The following is a 15,988-nucleotide window of genomic DNA, read 5'->3' on the forward strand; positions in this document are numbered from 1 at the left end:
GGTCTGGCAGGGTGTGCTCATCCCAGGCTGCGCGCAGTGTTGATGATGCTGATGCCATCGAAGCGCGCGGTCGAGGACCCGTGCGACACCGCCGAGACCTGGCCGGGCTGGCCCTTGCCGTCGAAGAACGAGCCACCGAAGCGGAAGTCGCGCTCATCGCAGATCGCGCTGCAGGCGTTCCAGAACTCCGGGGTACGGATCTGGTACGCCGCGTCCTCGACCATGCCGGCGATCTGGCCGTTCCTGATCTGGTAGTACAGCTGCCCGCCGAACTGCGCGTTGAAGCGTTGCTGGTCGATCGAGTACGAGCCGCGGCCGTGGATGTAGATGCCGTTCTCCACGTCCTTGATCATCTCGGCCACGCTCAGCGGCGCCTTGCCCGGGGCCAGCGACACGTTGGCCATGCGCTGGAACTGCACGCTGGACCACGAGTCGGCGTAGCTGCAGCCATGCGATTGGGTCTCGCCAAGCAGATGCACCTCATCGCGGGTGGCCTGGTAGTTGACCAGGATGCCGTCCTTGACCAGGTCCCAGCGCTTGGTCTTGACGCCTTCATCGTCGTAGCCCACCGCGCCCAGGCTGCCCGGGGCGGTCTTGTCGGCGAAGAAGTTGACCCGCTCGCTGCCCCAGCGGTAGCCGGCGTCACGCTTGTCCAGGGTGGCGAAGCTGGTACCGGCGTAGTTGGCTTCATAGCCCAGCACGCGGTCCAGCTCCAGCGGGTGGCCGACGTTCTCGTGGATGGTCAGGAACAGGTTGGACGGGTCCAGCACCAGGTCGTACTTGCCCGGCTTCACCGACGGCGCCTTGAGTTTCTCGCGCGCCTGCCGCGCCGCGGCGATGGCGTCCTCGACCGGGTCGTACGAATCGCGGTAGGCGACCACCCCGCCGGGCAGGGCGACCTTGCCGCTGGCATCGCCATCGAGGAACTCGTAGCCCATGCCCATCGGCGAGGACAGCCCGGCGCGGGTGCGGAACTTGCCACTGGCCTTGTCGATCGCGGTCGCGGTGAACGGCAGCCAGATCCGGTGCACGTCCTGGTCGATGAACGAGCCGTCGCTGGAGGCGAAGTACTTCTGTTCGTTGACCAGGAACAGGGTGGAGTTGATGAAGTCGGCCCCGGCATTGAGCGCGGCGGCGTTCAAACTCAGCAGCAGGTCGACCTTGTCCTGGATCGGCACGGCCATCGCGTTCTTGCGGATCGGGGTCTTCCAGCTCACTTCGCCGACCCCGGTCACCGGGGCCAGTTGCACCGGGCGGGTCTGGATGCCGGCATTGGCACGGGCGATGGCCGCGGCCTGCTCGACGGTGGCCTTCACCGCCGCCGGGGTCTGCTGGTGGGTGGCGGCAAAGCCCCAGGCGCCGTTGACGATCACCCGGATGCCGATGCCCGAGGATTCACTATTGGTGACGTTCTGCACCTGCGCCTCGCGGGTGATCACCGCCTGGTTGAGGTAACGGCCGATGCGCACATCGCAGTAGCTGGCGCCCAGCCGCCTGGCTGCGCCCAGGGCAGCCTCGGCCAATGCCTTCCTGCGGCCCACGTCACCCGGTTCGAGCAACTGCTCGGCAGCGATCAGGCGCGAGTGCGGCAACATCAGGCCCGCCAGGCCCATCCCAGACAGCGTCAAAAACTCACGGCGTTGCACAGCTTGCGGTTCCCCGGGTACGGCAGCAGGCCCGAAGACCGCTGCAGTGGACAAGTCCCCGACTTTCGGTGGCGCCCGCCGGTGGCACAAGTGACTGCAGTCATGGTTGGATGGGCGTTGTCGAATTCATCTTGAGCATGCCATGAGCCAGCAGCGGTGGTCCGAAGCCTGTGAACGCAACCGCGCGCCGATCCTGGCGGTGCTGCGCCAGCACCTGGGCCAGCGCCGGCGGGTGCTGGAGATCGGCAGCGGTACCGGCCAGCACGCCGCGTACTTCGCCGCCGAGCTGCCGCAGCTGCACTGGCAGGCCAGCGACCATCCCGACCATCTGCCCGGCATCGCCCAGCGCCTGGCCGCGGCGGCCTTGCCCAATGCCCCGGCGCCCTGGCCGCTGCAGGCGGTGTTGTCGCCGGTGCCGGGGCTGGGCCCGTTGCCGCAGGCGCCGCTGGGGTTCGATGCGGTGTTCAGTGCCAACACCCTGCACATCATGAGCTGGGCGCACGTGCAGGCCCTGTTTTCCGGGTTGCCGGCGGTGATGGCCGACGATGCCCTGCTGTGCATCTACGGGCCGTTCAATCATGCCGGTGCGTTCAGCAGCGACAGCAACCGGCAGTTCGATGCATGGCTGAAGGCGCGCGACCCTGCCGCAGGCATCCGCGATGCCGAAGCGGTGGATGCCCTGGCCGCCGCGCAGGGCCTGCGCCTGGTCGACGACGTGGCGATGCCGGCCAACAACCGGCTGCGGCTGTGGCAACGCGGGCCGTAGGGCCGGCTGTTGGTCAGCCGCCGACCGGCAATCTGGGCTGGATCTTCCAGCCGGCACTCGCGCCAGGCCGCGCCCAGCGGTTAGGATCGTGAGGGGAGGTTGTTGTGACAACCCGGGGGAGTTTGCATGGCAATGGCAAGACACAAGCGGGCCGGCATGATGCTGGCCGCAGGATTGACGGTGGCGTTGATGGCATTCGGGGCGGCGGCGCAATCGCTGCCGGCGCTGCAGGAGTTCTACTTCGACAAGGATGCTGCCGCCGCACCGATGGTGCTGATCCACGGCAGCGACGACGACCTGGTCGACCAGCTGATGAAGCAGCGCGAGCGCGGCCGCAAGGCGCTGGAGGCGACCGTGCAGCTGGCCGGCGTGGCGATGGCGCAGGGCCGGCCGGAGCTGGGCCGTACGCTGTACCAGGAGGCGTTGGCCACCGCGCCGGCGACTACCGTGCCGGGCCGGACCGTGCGCTGGAACTACGGATGGGACCTGTTCCGGCTGGGCCAGGCCGAGGCCGCGCTGGCGCAATGGAACGCGGCCGTGGGCGGCATGCGCGGCAACCCGTCATGGGCGCCACCGACCTATGCGCTGGCGTTGTGGACGCTGGGCCGCAAGGACGAGGCGGTGCGCTGGTATGCCGCAGCGGTGCGCACCGAACCGGGCCTGTGGAACGACAGCAGCCGCCATGCCCAGTTGCTGCCAGGCTGGCGCGACAGCGAGCGCGCCACCCTGGCCGAAGTACAACAGGCCTGGGCGGCCAAGCCCCCGGCCTGGCCGTAAGGCCCGGCCACGGCATTGCATACGTAGCACCGGGTTCCATCGCGCCCCGGGAATTTGGGGCGCCATGGTGGGGACCACATCGCCATGCGCCGGCCACCTACCGACACGACGACGCGACGCGCATCGCGTCGTCGGTGCTGGCCGTGCGCCCGCGGGCCGTCAATTGGCATGCCGATGAAGCGACGTAGGTAATCTGGAGAAAGTTGCACGGGCACCTTCCAATGCTGCCGTCGTGCTTATCGCAAACGTCCTCAAGCACACTGCTGCGACTGCATGGTAAATGCCGGTCAATGGGTCGTGGCGCACCAATAGAATATTTGGAATTGACGCCGGAAGCCCTGCATCCCAGCATGCGTAAGCAAGATTCCATGCTGATGATCTGTTCACAACATCACCCTTTCGATATGAGCCGACATGAACAGAAAGCTCGCATTGCTTTCAATAATGGGGGCTGCAGCCGCATTGTTGGCGGTACTCCGGCTGGGGCCTTGGCAGGAGGTTGCGCAGCAACCTGGTTCATCGGTGGGGGTATCGGCAGGTCAGCGGGACGTGCCCAGTGGCTCAACCCATCCTGTCCGGGTTGAAGTTGATTCTGGTGGAGGTGTTGATAGGCAAGCGGAGCTGCTCCAGGCCTTTCTCGAGATAAAGTCGCGCGCAAACCAGGGCGACGCAGCGGCGCAGAGAGATCTTGCCGAGGCATATGGGCGCTGCATGGCGGTGAACGGAAATCCACAGAAGTTTCTCTCCACTTACGATGCCATCGCAGCACAGGCGGCATCGTCCGAAAACGCAGCCGGTTTGTTGCGTGTCGCGCAAGCCTACGTAGCGCAATGCGCCGTTGTGGACGAGGGTGCCGTTGTACCCCTTGAGGCAAGGAGCCTATGGCTGGAACAGGCCGAAAAAGGCGGTGATCTGGTCGCGCAGGCGCGGTTGCAGATGGCATCGGCCAAGCGCCTGCAAGGCCAGGAGTTGCGTGATTTCATGGACCGGATGGCAGAGGGAAATGACCCGCTGGCGGTGTTTGAACTGGGGCAATTGCTTGCCGGCAATAGTGATTCCAGTGGCTTGGACGACTACGGCGAACTGGCGTCGGGTCCGGTGGCGGGATACGCGTGGAGCATTGCCGCATGCCGCAGGGGACTCGACTGTGCTGCAGGCTCGGACCTCATGAATTCGATCTGCCTCAATACAGGAGGGTGTTCAAGCGATAATTTCGAGTCATTTGTGAAAGAGCATCTTGTCGGCAAGGACGATAGGACCTTGCTGGAGCGAAATATCGAAAAAGTAGGCGAGATTCTGGCCGGATCAGAAAGGAGTTTACTGTGAACGGAAAAGCGCTGGAACGTCACTTGTTGGTGCTGGAATTTATTGCTGTCTGATTTGTCGTCGTGGCCAAGACGGTCGGCATCAACGCCGGATCGGGTGTGTTTTCCGCCGTTCCTGCCGCGAAAGACGTAGGAATTGCCGATATTGTGGAGGTGCGCATCAACGCGTTGACGGCACTGGCAGCCATGTATCGCGCAACGTATGGGCAGGGCAGCGTCGCCATCGGCGATGTGATTGCGGTGACGTGGCAAGACGGCAGCAAGGAGCAGGCCCAGGTTGTGTGCATCACCGGTTCGGTTTGCGTAACTCCTGTGCCGGGCACCCAGTCTGATCCTGGCGGTCCGGCAGGTGGAGGTCCCGGCGCTGGTGGCGGCGGGGAAAGTGGCGGTTGGAGTGGTGGAGGTGCGGGCGGCGGATGGGGCAGCGGCGAATGGCAGCCCTCCAAAGGCTGCCCAAGTTGCACGGTTACGGTGGGCTGACGTCGCTTGAAGTCGCCTGGGGCCTCACCCGTTGAGCCACGTAGCGCCACGTTCCATCGCGCAGGTGCAGGCACCGCGCATCACGCGCCGGCGCAGATGCCCGGGGTTATTCGTCGGCGCTGACCGTGCGCCCGCGCGCCCATTCGCGCAGCGCGTTGACCTGTTCGGCCATCAATACCGACAACGGCCGGCTGCTGCGGATCTCCTGCATCAGCAGGTCGGTGTCCAGGCCGCGCTGCTCGGCGTGCGCGGCATACAGCCCGGCCACCACCGCCTGTTCGATCTCCGCGCCGGAGAACCCGTCGCTTGCCGCGGCCAGTGCCGGCAGGGCGAAATCGTCGGCATTGAGCTGGCGCCGGCCCAGGTGCAGGCGCAGCAGTTCCACCCGGGTGTTGGCGTCGGGCAGGTCGACGAAGAAGATCTCGTCGAAGCGGCCCTTGCGCAGCAGTTCGGCCGGCAACTCATGCACCTGGTTGGCGGTGGCGACGATGAACACCGTGCTCTTGCGCTCGGCCAGCCAGGTCAGCAGGTGGCCCAGCACCCGCCGCGATACCCCGCCGTCCTCGCCGCCACTGGCCAGGCCCTTCTCGATCTCGTCGATCCACAGCACGCACGGCGCCAGCTGCTCGGCTGAGGCCAGCGCCTCGCGCAGGTTCTTCTCGGTCTCGCCGTGGTACTTGTCGTACAGGCTGCCGAAATCCAGGCGCAGCAGCGGCACCCCGAAGCCGGCCGCGGTGGCCTTGGCCAGCATCGACTTGCCGCAGCCCTGCACGCCCAGCAGCAGCATGCCCTTGGGCGGGTCCAGCCCGGCCGGGCCCTGGCCGCCCAGGAACACCGGCCGGCGCTGGTTGACCCAGCGTTTGAGCCGGTTGGCGCCGGCCACGTCGGCAAAGCGGGTGGTGTCGTACTCGTAGTGCAGGTGGCCGGCGCGGTTGAGCAGTTCGAACTTGAGCCGGGCCAGTTGCGGCAGGTCGTCCTGGCTGAGCGCGCCGTCGGCGAAGATCAGCTGGCGGGCGATCCGCCGCGCATCGACCATGCTCAGTCCGCGCAGGTTGTGCAGGATTTTCTGCACCGCCTCGCTGTCCACCTCGACCCGGCGTCCGCCGTTCTCGCGGGCATAGGCCTCCGCTTCCTCGCGCAACATCTTCAGCAGCGCGTTGGGGTCGGGCAGGCGCGGGTTGAAACGGGTGGCCAGGGCTTCCAGTTCGGCCGGCAGTTCCACCTTGGCCCCGATCAGCACCAGCACGTGGGCCTGGCAATGGCGGCGCTGGATCAGGTCGCGCAGCGCGCGCTGGTGGCTGGCGTAGCCCAGGTAGGGGTGGAAATCGAGCAGCAGGTAGATCCCGCGCTGTTCGGCCTGGCGGATCATCTGCAGGGCCGAGCTGGCGTCGGGCGGGCCGACCGGGTCGTCCTCGCGGTCCATGTCGATCCGGCGCAGGCCTTCGGTGATCGACCAGCGGTGCAGCGCGCGCCACACGTGCATCAGGGTCTCCCGGAACAGGTCGACGATGCGGCCCTCGTCCTGGGTCTCGATCACGATCAGCGGGGTGTTGGCGCGGATCAGCGCGCTCAGGTCCTGTAACTCGCTCATGCCGGCTTGCAGTCCATTGGATCGCGCACGATAGCAAAGCGCCGCTGCCCGCAGGTGGTTCAGCACGGCGACTATCTCCGTCACCCATGCCGGTGTAGGCTGCGACGACGTTCCCCGGAAGCGAGGCTGGCATGAAGACGATCCTGGTGGCCGGTTCCAAGGGTGGGGTGGGCAAGACCACCGTGGCCACCCATCTGGCGGCCCATGCCGCCCTGGAAGGCAGGCGGACGGTACTGGCCGACGCCGACCCGCAGGGCTCCAGCACCCGCTGGGCGCAGCGCCGTGCGGTGCTGGAAAGCGCCGTGCTGCCCATCGACGTGTATCGCAAGAAGGCCTGGGAGCGGTTGATCCCGGACGGCACCGATGACGTCATCATCGACGCCCCGGCCGGCGCATTGGCCGACGATCTGGGCCACTTTCTGGACATTGCCGATGCCGTGGTGGTGCCGGTGCTGCCCTCGGCGCTGGATATCGAGGCCATCGTCGGCTTCCTCAACAGCCTGTCCAAGGTGCCCCGCGTGCACCGCCGGGCGCTGCCGGTCGGGCTGGTGCTCAACCGCACCAAGCCCTGGACCCAGACCTCCCAGCAGGCCATCCAGATGTTGGCAGACTGGCCTTACGAGGTGGTCGCGCAGCTGCGCGACAGCCAGAGCTACGTGGTGATGGTGGGGCTGGGACGCAGCCTGTTCGATTACCGCTCCGCGCAGGTGCGCGAGCACCAGAGTGACTGGGAGCCACTGTTGAAGTGGCTGAAGAAAGCCTGAGCTTGAAGGAGTCCCGATGCGAGAACTGATACTGCTGCGCCATGCCCACGCCGAACCGGCCAGTACCGGCCAGGCCGACCTGGACCGCCCACTGTCGCCGGTGGGGCTGGCCGAGGCCGAAGCGGCCGGCCGCTGGCTGAAGGAAAACAACCTGCTGCCCGACTGCGTGCTGTGCTCGCCGGCGCGGCGTACCCGGGAAACCCTGGAAGCGGTGCTGGGCATCACCGGCTTTGTCGAAAAGCGGCTCGAAGATGCTGCCTACGACGCTACGCCGGGCACCTTGATGGGCCTGATCGAGGCCCGCAGCGACGTCGACCGGTTGCTGGTGGTCGGGCACAACCCGGGCCTGGAGCAGCTGGTGGCGTTGATGAGCGAAGGCACCAGCAGCGATTACCGCGGCATGCCGCCGGCCGGTATCGCGGTGCTGGCCTTCGACCGCGAAGCCAGCATCGAGCCCGGTGTGGCCACCCTGACCGCCTTCTGGTGGCCGTAGCCTGTGGCAGTAGTGCGCGCGCTGCTGGGTTGCCTGCTGGCACTGGCGGCCGGAGCGGCCTGCGCTGAACCGCCGGCCGCCCCCCCGCGCCAGGTGCTGGAGTTCGATACCGCGCGTTCGCGCTTCGGTTTCGAGATCCGCACCCGGCTCGGGCAACGCATCGAGGGGGTGTTCCCCCGTTTCGAGGGGCATATCGAGGTGCTGCCCGACGGCCGCCACCAGGTGCACCTGCGGATGTTCACCCGCTATGTCGAGATTCCCGGCAAGGGGCGCTATACCGGCTGGATGCGCGGGGAGGAGTTCTTCGACTCGGACCGCTACCCGGTGGTCGAGTTCGATTCCGTCCCGTACTGGCCGAACGTGGTCGACCACGGCGGCGGGGTCCAGGGCCGGTTGATCCTGCGGGGGGTCAGCCACCCCGAGACGCTGCAGGTGGAACCGGCGCAATGCCCACGGGCCGGGTATGATTGCGACGTTGTCAGCCGCGGTACCGTGCAGCGTGGCCGGTATGGGATGGATAGCTGGCAGCTTGCCTTGAGTGATCGAGTGACCTTTGTCCTGCGTGCGCGTCTGAACGAGGCGCCGAAACCGTGAATCCATTGCTGCGGGTGGTTGTGCTGGCAATCCTGTTGCTGGGCACCGGCTGTGCGTCGCTGTCCAGTGCGCAGCGCGAACGCGCGGCCGGCATTGCCGTGCAGGCGCGTTCGAGCGTGGTCGAGTGCACCCAGGCCGACCGCTGCGCGCTGGAGTCGCCGCTGCGCGCGCTGGGCGGCAGGGCCTTCAGCGAATCCACCGAGGCCAGCCCGCGCCACTACGCCACCATCATCGACGAAGGCGAGGTGTCGCTGGTCGCGCGCCTGAACCTGATCCGCAGCGCCACCCGCAGCATCGACCTGCAGACCTACATCTTCGACAAGGACGACAGCGCCCGGCTGATCCTGGACGAACTGCTGGCCGCGGCGCGGCGCGGGGTCAAGGTACGCCTGCTGATCGACCAGCTCTCGGCGATCTCCGACCTGGAAATCCTTGGCGCGCTGGCCAGCAGCCACCAGAACTTCGAGCTGCGCGTGTACAACCCCACCTTCGGCAAGGCGCGGCTGAACTACTACGACTACGCCGCCAGCGTGCTGTGCTGCTTCCGCCGCCTGAACCAGCGCATGCACAACAAGCTGCTGGTGATCGACGACGCGCTGGGCGTGGTCGGCGGGCGCAACTACCAGGACGACTATTACGACTGGGACAGCGAATACAACTTCCGCGACCGCGACGTGCTGATCGCCGGCCCGGAAGTGCGGGAAATGGCCGTCAATTTCGATGCGTTCTGGAACGCCCCGCGCAGCGTACCGGCCGAACGCCTCAACGATGTCGGGCGGACCCTGCTCAGGCAGGGCGCACCGGCGATGCCGGCGGCGGCCTACCGGCGCCCGGAGCGGGTCGAGCGGGTCAGCGCCGAAGCCGATGACCCGGCCTACATCGAACGCACCTTCGTCGACACCGCGCTGTCGGTGGCCTCGGTGCGCTACGTGGCCGACCTGCCGCGCAAGCACCGCCGCGAACGCGCCAACCGCCCGGCCAACGGCCAGCACGTCACCGAACCGCAGCTGGACGGGCTGATCAGCGGCGCGCAGACCGAAGTGCTGCTGCAGACCCCGTACCTGGTGCTGTCCAAGCCGGCCCGCAAGCTGTTCCGCGACCTGCGCAGGCGCGCGCAGCCGCCGCGCGTGGTGGTGTCCAGCAACAGCCTGGCCGCCACCGACAACCCGGTGGTGTATGCGCTGTCCTACAAGTACAAGCGCCGCAACCTGCGCGAACTGGGGTTCAACGTCTACGAGTTCAAACCGTTCCCGCTGGATGCACCGGTGGACTACCGCAACCTGCTGCCGGCCCCGCTCGGTACCGCCGACCCTTCGCCGGGCAAGCGCAACAGCCTGCTCGGCGGCAGCGCGGCAGGCAGCAACGCGCGCGGCAGCGGCAGCGGCGGCAACCGCGGCGATGGCGACGCCACCGACGGCCCCGCCCCGCGCACGCCCAGCCCGGGCCCGGCCGCACGCCGCCGGACCGACGGCAGCGTGGTCGAGCGCCGCCTGCTGCGTGCCGAAACCCGGCCCTCGTTCCTGGGCACCAAGGCGGTCAACAAGCCGCTGCCGGTCACCCGCACCGGCGCGCGCATGGGCCTGCATGCCAAGTCACTGGTGGTCGACCGCCGCATCGGCGTGATCGGTACCCACAACTTCGATCCGCGCAGCGAAAACTACAACACCGAAGGCGCGGTGATCATCGACGACCCGGTGTTCGCCGAGGCCCTGGCCCAGAGCATCCTGCGCGACATCCACCCGCAGAATTCCTGGGTGGTGGCGCCGCGGATCAAGCCGCCGGTGCTGTCGGGCCTGAACTACAGCGTGGGCAAGGCCTCCGAGGCGCTGCCGGTGCTGGATTTCTGGCCCTGGCGCTACGCCACCGATTACGAATTCCAGCCCGGTCCGGACTGCCCGGCGCCGCTGCGCCGGCAGGACGAGAACTTCCACCACTGCTATACCGCCGTGGGCGACTTCCCCGAAGTCAACGTCGGGCCGAAGTGGCTGCTGGTGCGCATGCTCACCGCCTTCGGCGCGGGGCTGGTGCCCATTCTTTGATTCTTCTGCGCTGACGGAGACGCTGCATGTCCCAGGTATTCCGCGATGCGGTGTCGATCGAGGCACTCAACGCAATGAGCCGCAACACCCTGATCGAGCACCTGGGCATCGTGTTCACCGCAGCCGGCGATGACTGGATCAGCGCCACCATGCCGGTCGACGAGCGCACCCGCCAGCCTTACGGCATCCTGCACGGCGGCGCTTCGGTGGTGCTGGCCGAAACCCTCGGCAGCAGCGCCGGCAACCTGTGCGTGGATACCAGCGCGCAGGTCTGCGTGGGGCTGGAGATCAACGCCAACCATATCCGCGCCACGCGCGGCGGCCAGGTCACCGGCACCGCGCGCGCGGTGCACGTCGGCCGCAGCACCCACGTCTGGGACATCCGCATCGAAGACGACGCCGGCCGCCTGGTCTGCACCTCGCGGCTGACCCTGGCGGTAGTGCCGGCCGTCCGCCCGGGCTGAGCACGGGTTCGCGCGGCAGGGATGGCCGCAGGCCCGCCCCGGTGTCGGCGTCGGCGTCGGCCTTGCCGCGCCCCGGCCGGGCACCCATTCTTGCTGCCCCGAATGGTTGTCCACGCGTGCGTTCCACCCCTGTTCCCAGCGAGCCGATGATATGCAGGTTGCCCCTCCACCCGCCCTACCGCTTCGCATCGTCGGCACCGGCGAGTACTGCCCGCGCCGGAAGGTGCCCTCCAGCGCGTTCGATGCGCGCTGGAACAAGCCGCAAGGCTGGACCGAGCGGCACAGCGGCGTGGCCTGGCGCGCGGTTGCCGGTGCCGACGAGTACGCCTCGGCGATGGGGGCGGCCGCGGCGCGGGCGGCCCTGGCTGCCGCAGGCCGCAGCCTGGCGGACATCGACTGCATCATCTCGGCCTGCAGCGTCATGGAGCAGCCCATTCCCTGTTCGGCCGCGCTGCTGCAACGCGAGCTGGGCCTGGGTGCAAGCGGTGTGCCCGCGTTCGACGTCAATGCCACCTGCCTGAGTTTCGTGGTGGCGCTGGACCTGGTCTCCACGTTGCTGGCCAGCGGGCGCTATCGATGCGTGTTGATCGTGTCCAGCGAGCTTCCCTCCGCCGGGGTCAACCCGGACGACCCGGCCACCGCCCCGCTGTTCGGCGATGGCGCGGCCGCGGTCCTGGTGGAGCCGGCCGACCCTCACAGCGGCTCCAGCGTGCTGGCCGCGCGCATGGAAACCTATGCCGAGGCCGCCGCGGCCTGCCAGGTACGCGCCTGCGGTACCCGCCTGCGCATCGAGGATGGGGCCGATGCCTTCATCGCCGGTACCCGCTTCGAGATGGACGGCAAGGCGGTGTATCGGCAGGCCGCGGCGCGCCTGCCCGGCTTCCTCGACCGCCTGCTCGGCCTGGCCGGCCTGCCGTTGGCGGCGATCGACCGCATCGTTCCGCACCAGGCCAGCGGCAAGGCGCTGGCCCACCTGCAACGCGCGCTGGCGCTGCCAGCCGCGCGCATGACCGGCATCCTGCACGACCATGGCAACCAGATGGCCGCCTCGATCCCCGCCGCCCTGCACCATGCCATCCAGCATCAGGGCCTTGCCCGTGGCGACACCGTGCTGCTGATCGGCTCCGGGGCGGGCATGTCCTTCGGCGGCATGGTGCTGCGCTACTGACATGGCCCGCGTCCTTGTCACCGGCGCGTCCGGGTTCATCGGCCGGCACGTGGTCATGCAGCTGTCCCGCGACGGGTATGCGGTGCGCGCCACCGGCCGCGATGCCGGCCGGCTGGCGGTGCTGGGCCGGTATGCGCAGACCGTGCGCGCGGATCTGGCCACCGATCCGCTGGATGCGCTGGTCGACGGTTGCACGGCGGTAGTCCATTGCGCGGCGCTGTCCAGCCCGTGGGGCAGGGCGGAGGCATTCGCGCTGGCCAACGTGGAGGCCACCGCGCGCCTGCTGGCGGCGGCCGCGCGGACCGGCGCGGCGCGTTTCGTGCACCTGGGCTCGCCGAGCATCTATTTCCGTTTTGCCGACCAATACGACCTGGACGAAAGCTTCCAGTCGCCGCGGCGCTGGATAACCGCCTACGCACGCAGCAAATGGCAGTCCGAACAGTTGGTGCGCGGCGCAGATGGCGGACGCCTGCACACGGTGATCCTGCGTCCGCGCGCGGTGTTCGGCGACGGCGACCAGGCGATCCTGCCGCGGCTGCTGGCCGTTGCCGGGTCCGGTCGGTTCCCGTTGATCCACGCCGGCCGCGCGCGTATCGACATCACCCCGGTGGAAAGTGTGGTGCACGCCATCGGCCAGGCATTGCAGGCCGGCCCGGCCAGTCGGGGGCGGGCCTACAACATCAGCAACGGCACGCCGGTGCAGGTACGTGCGCTGGTCCAGTCGCTGTTTGAGCAGTTGCAGATGCAGGTCCGCCTGGTTCCGGTGCCGCGCGCCTTGGCAGTCGCCCTGGCCGGTGCCGCCGAACTGGCCGCGCACTGCAGGCCGGGCCGGCCCGAACCGCGCCTGACCCGCTACGGCGTAGGCGTGCTGGGCTATTCGCAGACACTGGACATCCGTGCCGCCCGACGCGACCTGGGCTATGCGCCGGCGCTCTCCATCGACGCGGCGCTGGCCCGCTTCGCCCAGGCCTGGCATGCCGGACGGTCATCATGATCACCTTGCAGTGGGAACTGCTGGAGGTCGGGCATTGCTCCCATCCCGAGCGCGCGGTGCGCCGTGGCGGGCGCCTGTCGCCGTGCCAGTTCCCGGCCCTGGTCGGTTTGCTCCACCACCCCCGGCACGGCCCGATCCTGTTCGATACCGGCTACGCCGAGGCCTTCTTCGCGGCCACCGCGCGCTTTCCCGAGCGCCTGTACCGGCTGCTCACGCCGGTCCACCTGCCCGCGGGCGCCAGCCTGCGCCAGCAGTTGCGGCAGCGCGGCCTGCAGCCCAGCGACATCGCGCTGATCTTCCTGTCGCACCTGCACGGCGACCACGTCGGCGGGGTCGTCGACTTCCCCGATACCCGGCTGCTCTGTTCGCGCGCAGCCTGGGACGACCAGGCCGGCCGCAGCCGGCTGGGGGCGTTGCGGATGGGCATGTTGCCGGCGTTGACGCGCGCGGCGCAGGCCCGGATGCGCTGGATCGAGGAATTGCCGGCGGCCGCGTTGCCCGCCGGCATGGAAGCGCTTGGCAGCGGCGGTGACGTGCTGGGCGATGGCAGCCTGCTGGCCGTCGCCCTGCCCGGTCACGCCATCGGGCAGTACGGCCTGCTGTTCCATGGCAGCGACGGCCGGCCGGTGTTCCTGCTGGCCGACGCGGTCTGGTCGAGCCAGGCGATCCGCGACGGCGTGCCGCCGCCTTCGCTGGTCACCTCCCTGCTCGGCAACACGCGGGTGTACCGGCAGACGCTGGCGCATCTGCGCGATATCCATGCGCGCATGCCCGACCTGCAGCTGGTGCCGTCGCATTGCCGCGAGTGGCGCCCGGGCGGGTGCAGGGCGGAGTGATGCCCGCGTCCGGCCCGGTGCATGGATGCTGTGTTGCACCGGCCGGCACAGTGCGCCGGCGCATTGAAGGCGGCGGCATTGTGCCCGGGCGGTGCATCGGCCTGACCGCTTGCGGCGGCTGGCCCGCCCATGCCATCGATTTGACCGGTTCACGCTGGCAGACCCCGCGGCGCTCGGGTATCGTTCGCGGATGACTTCCCCCATTCCGGCCTCCCGTGGCGGCGTGGCGCGTGTGTGCCGTTATCTGTACCGCGTACCGCTGCTGCTGGTCCACCTGCTGCTGTTCCTGCCGATGTTGCTGATCGCCATGTTGCCGCCGTGGGGACGCATGCGCGTGGGCGAGCGTCTGTTCGAACACGCCGCGGTGAATACCTGGTCGGCCGGACTGATGTGGATCTTCGGTTTCCGCCTGCACCGCATCGGCACGCCGCTGCCGGGCGCGGTGCTGTTCGTTGCCAATCACGTCAGCTGGGTCGATATCAACATGCTGCACAGCCAGCGCATGATGGGCTTTGTGGCCAAGCGCGAGATCGCCAGCTGGCCGGTGGTGGGCTGGCTGGCCGGGCGTGGCCAGACCATCTTCCACCAGCGTGGCAACACCGAGTCGCTCGGCGGGGTCATGCAGGTGATGGTGCAGCGGCTGCGCGAGGGCAAGGCGGTCGGGGTGTTCCCCGAAGGCCGCACCCGCGGCGGCCACGAGGTCGGCCCGTTCCATGCACGCATCTTCCAGGCCGCGGTCGAAACCCAGGTGCCGGTGCAGCCGGTGGCGCTGCGCTACGGCTGCCGCGGCGACGCGCAGACCATCGTGGCGTTCGGCCCGGGGGAAAGCTTCTTCGCCAACTTCCTGCGCCTGCTGGGAGAACCGGCACGACGGGCCGAGGTGCACTTCCTCGAACCCATTGGCACCCACGATCTGGAAGGCCGTCGCCGCATCGCCGAAACCTCGCGTGCGCGCATCCTGGCGGCCATGACGGCCGAGTAGGTCGATGGCGTCCCTTCACGCGCCAGCGTCGGTGGCCGGAGCAGGCTGCGGCCCATGTTGACCGCTGCCGACTACCAGCCGCCGCGTTGGCTGCGCAATCCGCACCTGCAGTCGATGCTCAGCTCCAGCCGCATGCGCATGCAGCGCGGGCTGACCCTGCTGGCCGCCACCGGCGCGGTCACCGAAGAGCTGATCTTGGACGGGGGCCAGGGCGTGCGTCTGCAGGGCTGGCACAGCCATGTCCAGGGCCGTGCGCCGATCGGCATGGCGTTGCTGTTGCATGGCTGGGAAGGCAGCGCCGAATCGAGCTACATGCGCATGACCGCCGCGCGCATGCTCGACGAAGGCTTCGATGTGGTGCGGCTGAATTTCCGCGACCACGGCAATACCCACCACCTCAATCCGGGCATCTTCCACTCCAACCGCATCGACGAAGTGGTGCAGGCCGCCGGCGATATCGCGCGGCGCTGGCCGCAGCTGCCGCTGGTGGCGGCCGGCTACTCGCTGGGCGGCAACTTCGTGCTGCGCCTGGCGCTGTGCGCGCCCGCCGCCGGGGTGCCGCTGTGCCGGGTCGCCTCGGTGTGCCCGGTGCTGGATCCGGCGGTCACCATGGAGAGCATCGAGAACGGCCCGGCCATGTACGACTGGTACTTCCGGCGCAAATGGGCGGTTTCGCTGCGCCGCAAGCGCGACCTGTTCCCCGAGCTGAGCGACTGGGATGACCACGTGCTGAAGCTGGACATCCGCGCGCTGACCGCCTGGCTGGTCGAGCACCACACCGATTTCGGCTCGCTGCAGGCCTACTTCGACGGCTATTCGATCGCCGGCGACCGCCTGGCCGGGCTGCAGGTGCCGGCCGATATCCTGATGGCCAAGGACGACCCGGTGATCCCGTTCGCCACCTTCGACGGCTGGCGGCTGCCGGCCCACGCCCACCTGGAAATCGCGCCCTGGGGCGGCCACTGCGGCTTCCTGGAGAACTGGCGTGGCGACGGCTTCTCCGAACGCTGGGTCGCCCAGCGCCTGCGGATCGAAGCGCTGCGCTGACCCCGTCCGGGTCGACGGCCGT

16 protein-coding genes are annotated in these 15,988 nt (G+C 68.5%); 14 read left to right on the forward strand and 2 right to left on the reverse strand.

The window, feature by feature from the left end; translation table 11 throughout:
• Window positions 1–17: 17 nt before the first annotated feature.
• Window positions 18–1,646: a TldD/PmbA family protein gene (locus tag AC3ITM_RS00595; RefSeq protein ID WP_489267579.1), complete on the reverse strand. Its 1,629-nt coding sequence runs from the start codon at window positions 1,644–1,646 to the stop codon at window positions 18–20.
• A gap of 142 nt (window positions 1,647–1,788) precedes the next feature.
• On the opposite strand from AC3ITM_RS00595, the gene AC3ITM_RS00600 reads away from it, so the two are divergent.
• From AC3ITM_RS00600 to AC3ITM_RS00615, 4 genes are all read left to right on the forward strand, one after another.
• Window positions 1,789–2,412 carry a DUF938 domain-containing protein gene (locus tag AC3ITM_RS00600; protein ID WP_489267580.1) on the forward strand — a complete coding sequence of 208 codons (624 nt, stop codon included), beginning with the start codon at window positions 1,789–1,791 and terminating at the stop codon, window positions 2,410–2,412.
• A 126-nt stretch (window positions 2,413–2,538) separates the two neighbouring features.
• On the forward strand, window positions 2,539–3,189 hold the full coding sequence (locus AC3ITM_RS00605) for a tetratricopeptide repeat protein (RefSeq protein ID WP_489267582.1): 651 nt from the start codon (window positions 2,539–2,541) through the stop codon (window positions 3,187–3,189).
• A 414-nt stretch (window positions 3,190–3,603) separates the two neighbouring features.
• On the forward strand, window positions 3,604–4,515 hold the full coding sequence (locus AC3ITM_RS00610) for a hypothetical protein (RefSeq protein ID WP_489267584.1): 912 nt from the start codon (window positions 3,604–3,606) through the stop codon (window positions 4,513–4,515).
• Between the two features lie 62 nt (window positions 4,516–4,577).
• Window positions 4,578–4,994, forward strand: coding sequence for a hypothetical protein (locus AC3ITM_RS00615; RefSeq protein WP_489267586.1), 417 nt, complete (start codon window positions 4,578–4,580; stop codon window positions 4,992–4,994).
• Window positions 4,995–5,100: 106 nt separating this feature from the next.
• On the opposite strand, the gene AC3ITM_RS00620 is transcribed toward AC3ITM_RS00615, so the two are convergent.
• Window positions 5,101–6,585: an AAA family ATPase gene (locus AC3ITM_RS00620; RefSeq protein WP_489267588.1), complete on the reverse strand. Its 1,485-nt coding sequence runs from the start codon at window positions 6,583–6,585 to the stop codon at window positions 5,101–5,103.
• 131 nt (window positions 6,586–6,716) lie between these two features.
• Here AC3ITM_RS00620 and AC3ITM_RS00625 point away from each other — a divergent pair, with 131 nt between their 5' ends.
• The 10 genes from AC3ITM_RS00625 to AC3ITM_RS00670 all read left to right on the forward strand — a co-directional run bounded on the left by AC3ITM_RS00625 (window position 6,717) and on the right by AC3ITM_RS00670 (window position 15,966).
• Window positions 6,717–7,349 carry a ParA family protein gene (locus AC3ITM_RS00625; protein WP_489267589.1) on the forward strand — a complete coding sequence of 211 codons (633 nt, stop codon included), beginning with the start codon at window positions 6,717–6,719 and terminating at the stop codon, window positions 7,347–7,349.
• A 16-nt stretch (window positions 7,350–7,365) separates the two neighbouring features.
• Window positions 7,366–7,842, forward strand: coding sequence for a SixA phosphatase family protein (locus AC3ITM_RS00630; protein ID WP_228884715.1), 477 nt, complete (start codon window positions 7,366–7,368; stop codon window positions 7,840–7,842).
• A 21-nt stretch (window positions 7,843–7,863) separates the two neighbouring features.
• Window positions 7,864–8,436 (forward strand): YceI family protein, encoded by a 573-nt coding sequence (locus AC3ITM_RS00635; protein WP_489270148.1) that lies wholly within the window; start codon window positions 7,864–7,866, stop codon window positions 8,434–8,436.
• Entirely contained in the window at window positions 8,433–10,475 is a 2,043-nt protein-coding gene (locus AC3ITM_RS00640) for a phospholipase D family protein (RefSeq protein ID WP_489267592.1), read from the forward strand. The genes AC3ITM_RS00635 and AC3ITM_RS00640 overlap by 4 nt, the downstream gene beginning before the upstream one ends.
• A gap of 26 nt (window positions 10,476–10,501) precedes the next feature.
• Complete coding sequence (locus AC3ITM_RS00645) at window positions 10,502–10,939, forward strand: hotdog fold thioesterase (RefSeq protein ID WP_228884713.1); 438 nt, start codon at window positions 10,502–10,504, stop codon at window positions 10,937–10,939.
• A 151-nt stretch (window positions 10,940–11,090) separates the two neighbouring features.
• Window positions 11,091–12,107: a 3-oxoacyl-[acyl-carrier-protein] synthase III C-terminal domain-containing protein gene (locus tag AC3ITM_RS00650; protein ID WP_489267594.1), complete on the forward strand. Its 1,017-nt coding sequence runs from the start codon at window positions 11,091–11,093 to the stop codon at window positions 12,105–12,107.
• Window position 12,108: 1 nt separating this feature from the next.
• Window positions 12,109–13,101, forward strand: coding sequence for an NAD-dependent epimerase/dehydratase family protein (locus AC3ITM_RS00655; RefSeq protein WP_489267596.1), 993 nt, complete (start codon window positions 12,109–12,111; stop codon window positions 13,099–13,101).
• Window positions 13,098–13,937 (forward strand): MBL fold metallo-hydrolase, encoded by an 840-nt coding sequence (locus AC3ITM_RS00660; protein ID WP_489267598.1) that lies wholly within the window; start codon window positions 13,098–13,100, stop codon window positions 13,935–13,937. The genes AC3ITM_RS00655 and AC3ITM_RS00660 overlap by 4 nt, the downstream gene beginning before the upstream one ends.
• A gap of 190 nt (window positions 13,938–14,127) precedes the next feature.
• Complete coding sequence (locus AC3ITM_RS00665; RefSeq protein WP_489267600.1) at window positions 14,128–14,919, forward strand: lysophospholipid acyltransferase family protein; 792 nt, start codon at window positions 14,128–14,130, stop codon at window positions 14,917–14,919.
• A 57-nt stretch (window positions 14,920–14,976) separates the two neighbouring features.
• The gene (locus AC3ITM_RS00670) at window positions 14,977–15,966 is read left to right on the forward strand and encodes a YheT family hydrolase (RefSeq protein WP_489270149.1); all 990 of its coding nucleotides are present in this window, start codon (window positions 14,977–14,979) and stop codon (window positions 15,964–15,966) included.
• Window positions 15,967–15,988: the final 22 nt, after the last annotated feature.

Source organism: Stenotrophomonas sp. KH_029 (assembly GCF_057839765.1).

What these genes read in the sequence shown, in the direction of transcription:
- AC3ITM_RS00600 (WP_489267580.1), top strand. Translation starts at nt 1,789, where the DNA reads ATGAGCCAGCAGCGGTGGTCCGAAGCCTGTGAACGCAACCGCGCGCCG.
- AC3ITM_RS00605 (WP_489267582.1), top strand. Translation starts at nt 2,539, where the DNA reads ATGGCAATGGCAAGACACAAGCGGGCCGGCATGATGCTGGCCGCAGGA.
- AC3ITM_RS00610 (WP_489267584.1), top strand. Translation starts at nt 3,604, where the DNA reads ATGAACAGAAAGCTCGCATTGCTTTCAATAATGGGGGCTGCAGCCGCA.
- AC3ITM_RS00620 (WP_489267588.1), bottom strand. Translation starts at nt 6,585, where the DNA reads ATGAGCGAGTTACAGGACCTGAGCGCGCTGATCCGCGCCAACACCCCG.
- AC3ITM_RS00625 (WP_489267589.1), top strand. Translation starts at nt 6,717, where the DNA reads ATGAAGACGATCCTGGTGGCCGGTTCCAAGGGTGGGGTGGGCAAGACC.
- AC3ITM_RS00630 (WP_228884715.1), top strand. Translation starts at nt 7,366, where the DNA reads ATGCGAGAACTGATACTGCTGCGCCATGCCCACGCCGAACCGGCCAGT.
- AC3ITM_RS00645 (WP_228884713.1), top strand. Translation starts at nt 10,502, where the DNA reads ATGTCCCAGGTATTCCGCGATGCGGTGTCGATCGAGGCACTCAACGCA.
- AC3ITM_RS00650 (WP_489267594.1), top strand. Translation starts at nt 11,091, where the DNA reads ATGCAGGTTGCCCCTCCACCCGCCCTACCGCTTCGCATCGTCGGCACC.
- AC3ITM_RS00655 (WP_489267596.1), top strand. Translation starts at nt 12,109, where the DNA reads ATGGCCCGCGTCCTTGTCACCGGCGCGTCCGGGTTCATCGGCCGGCAC.
- AC3ITM_RS00660 (WP_489267598.1), top strand. Translation starts at nt 13,098, where the DNA reads ATGATCACCTTGCAGTGGGAACTGCTGGAGGTCGGGCATTGCTCCCAT.
- AC3ITM_RS00665 (WP_489267600.1), top strand. Translation starts at nt 14,128, where the DNA reads ATGACTTCCCCCATTCCGGCCTCCCGTGGCGGCGTGGCGCGTGTGTGC.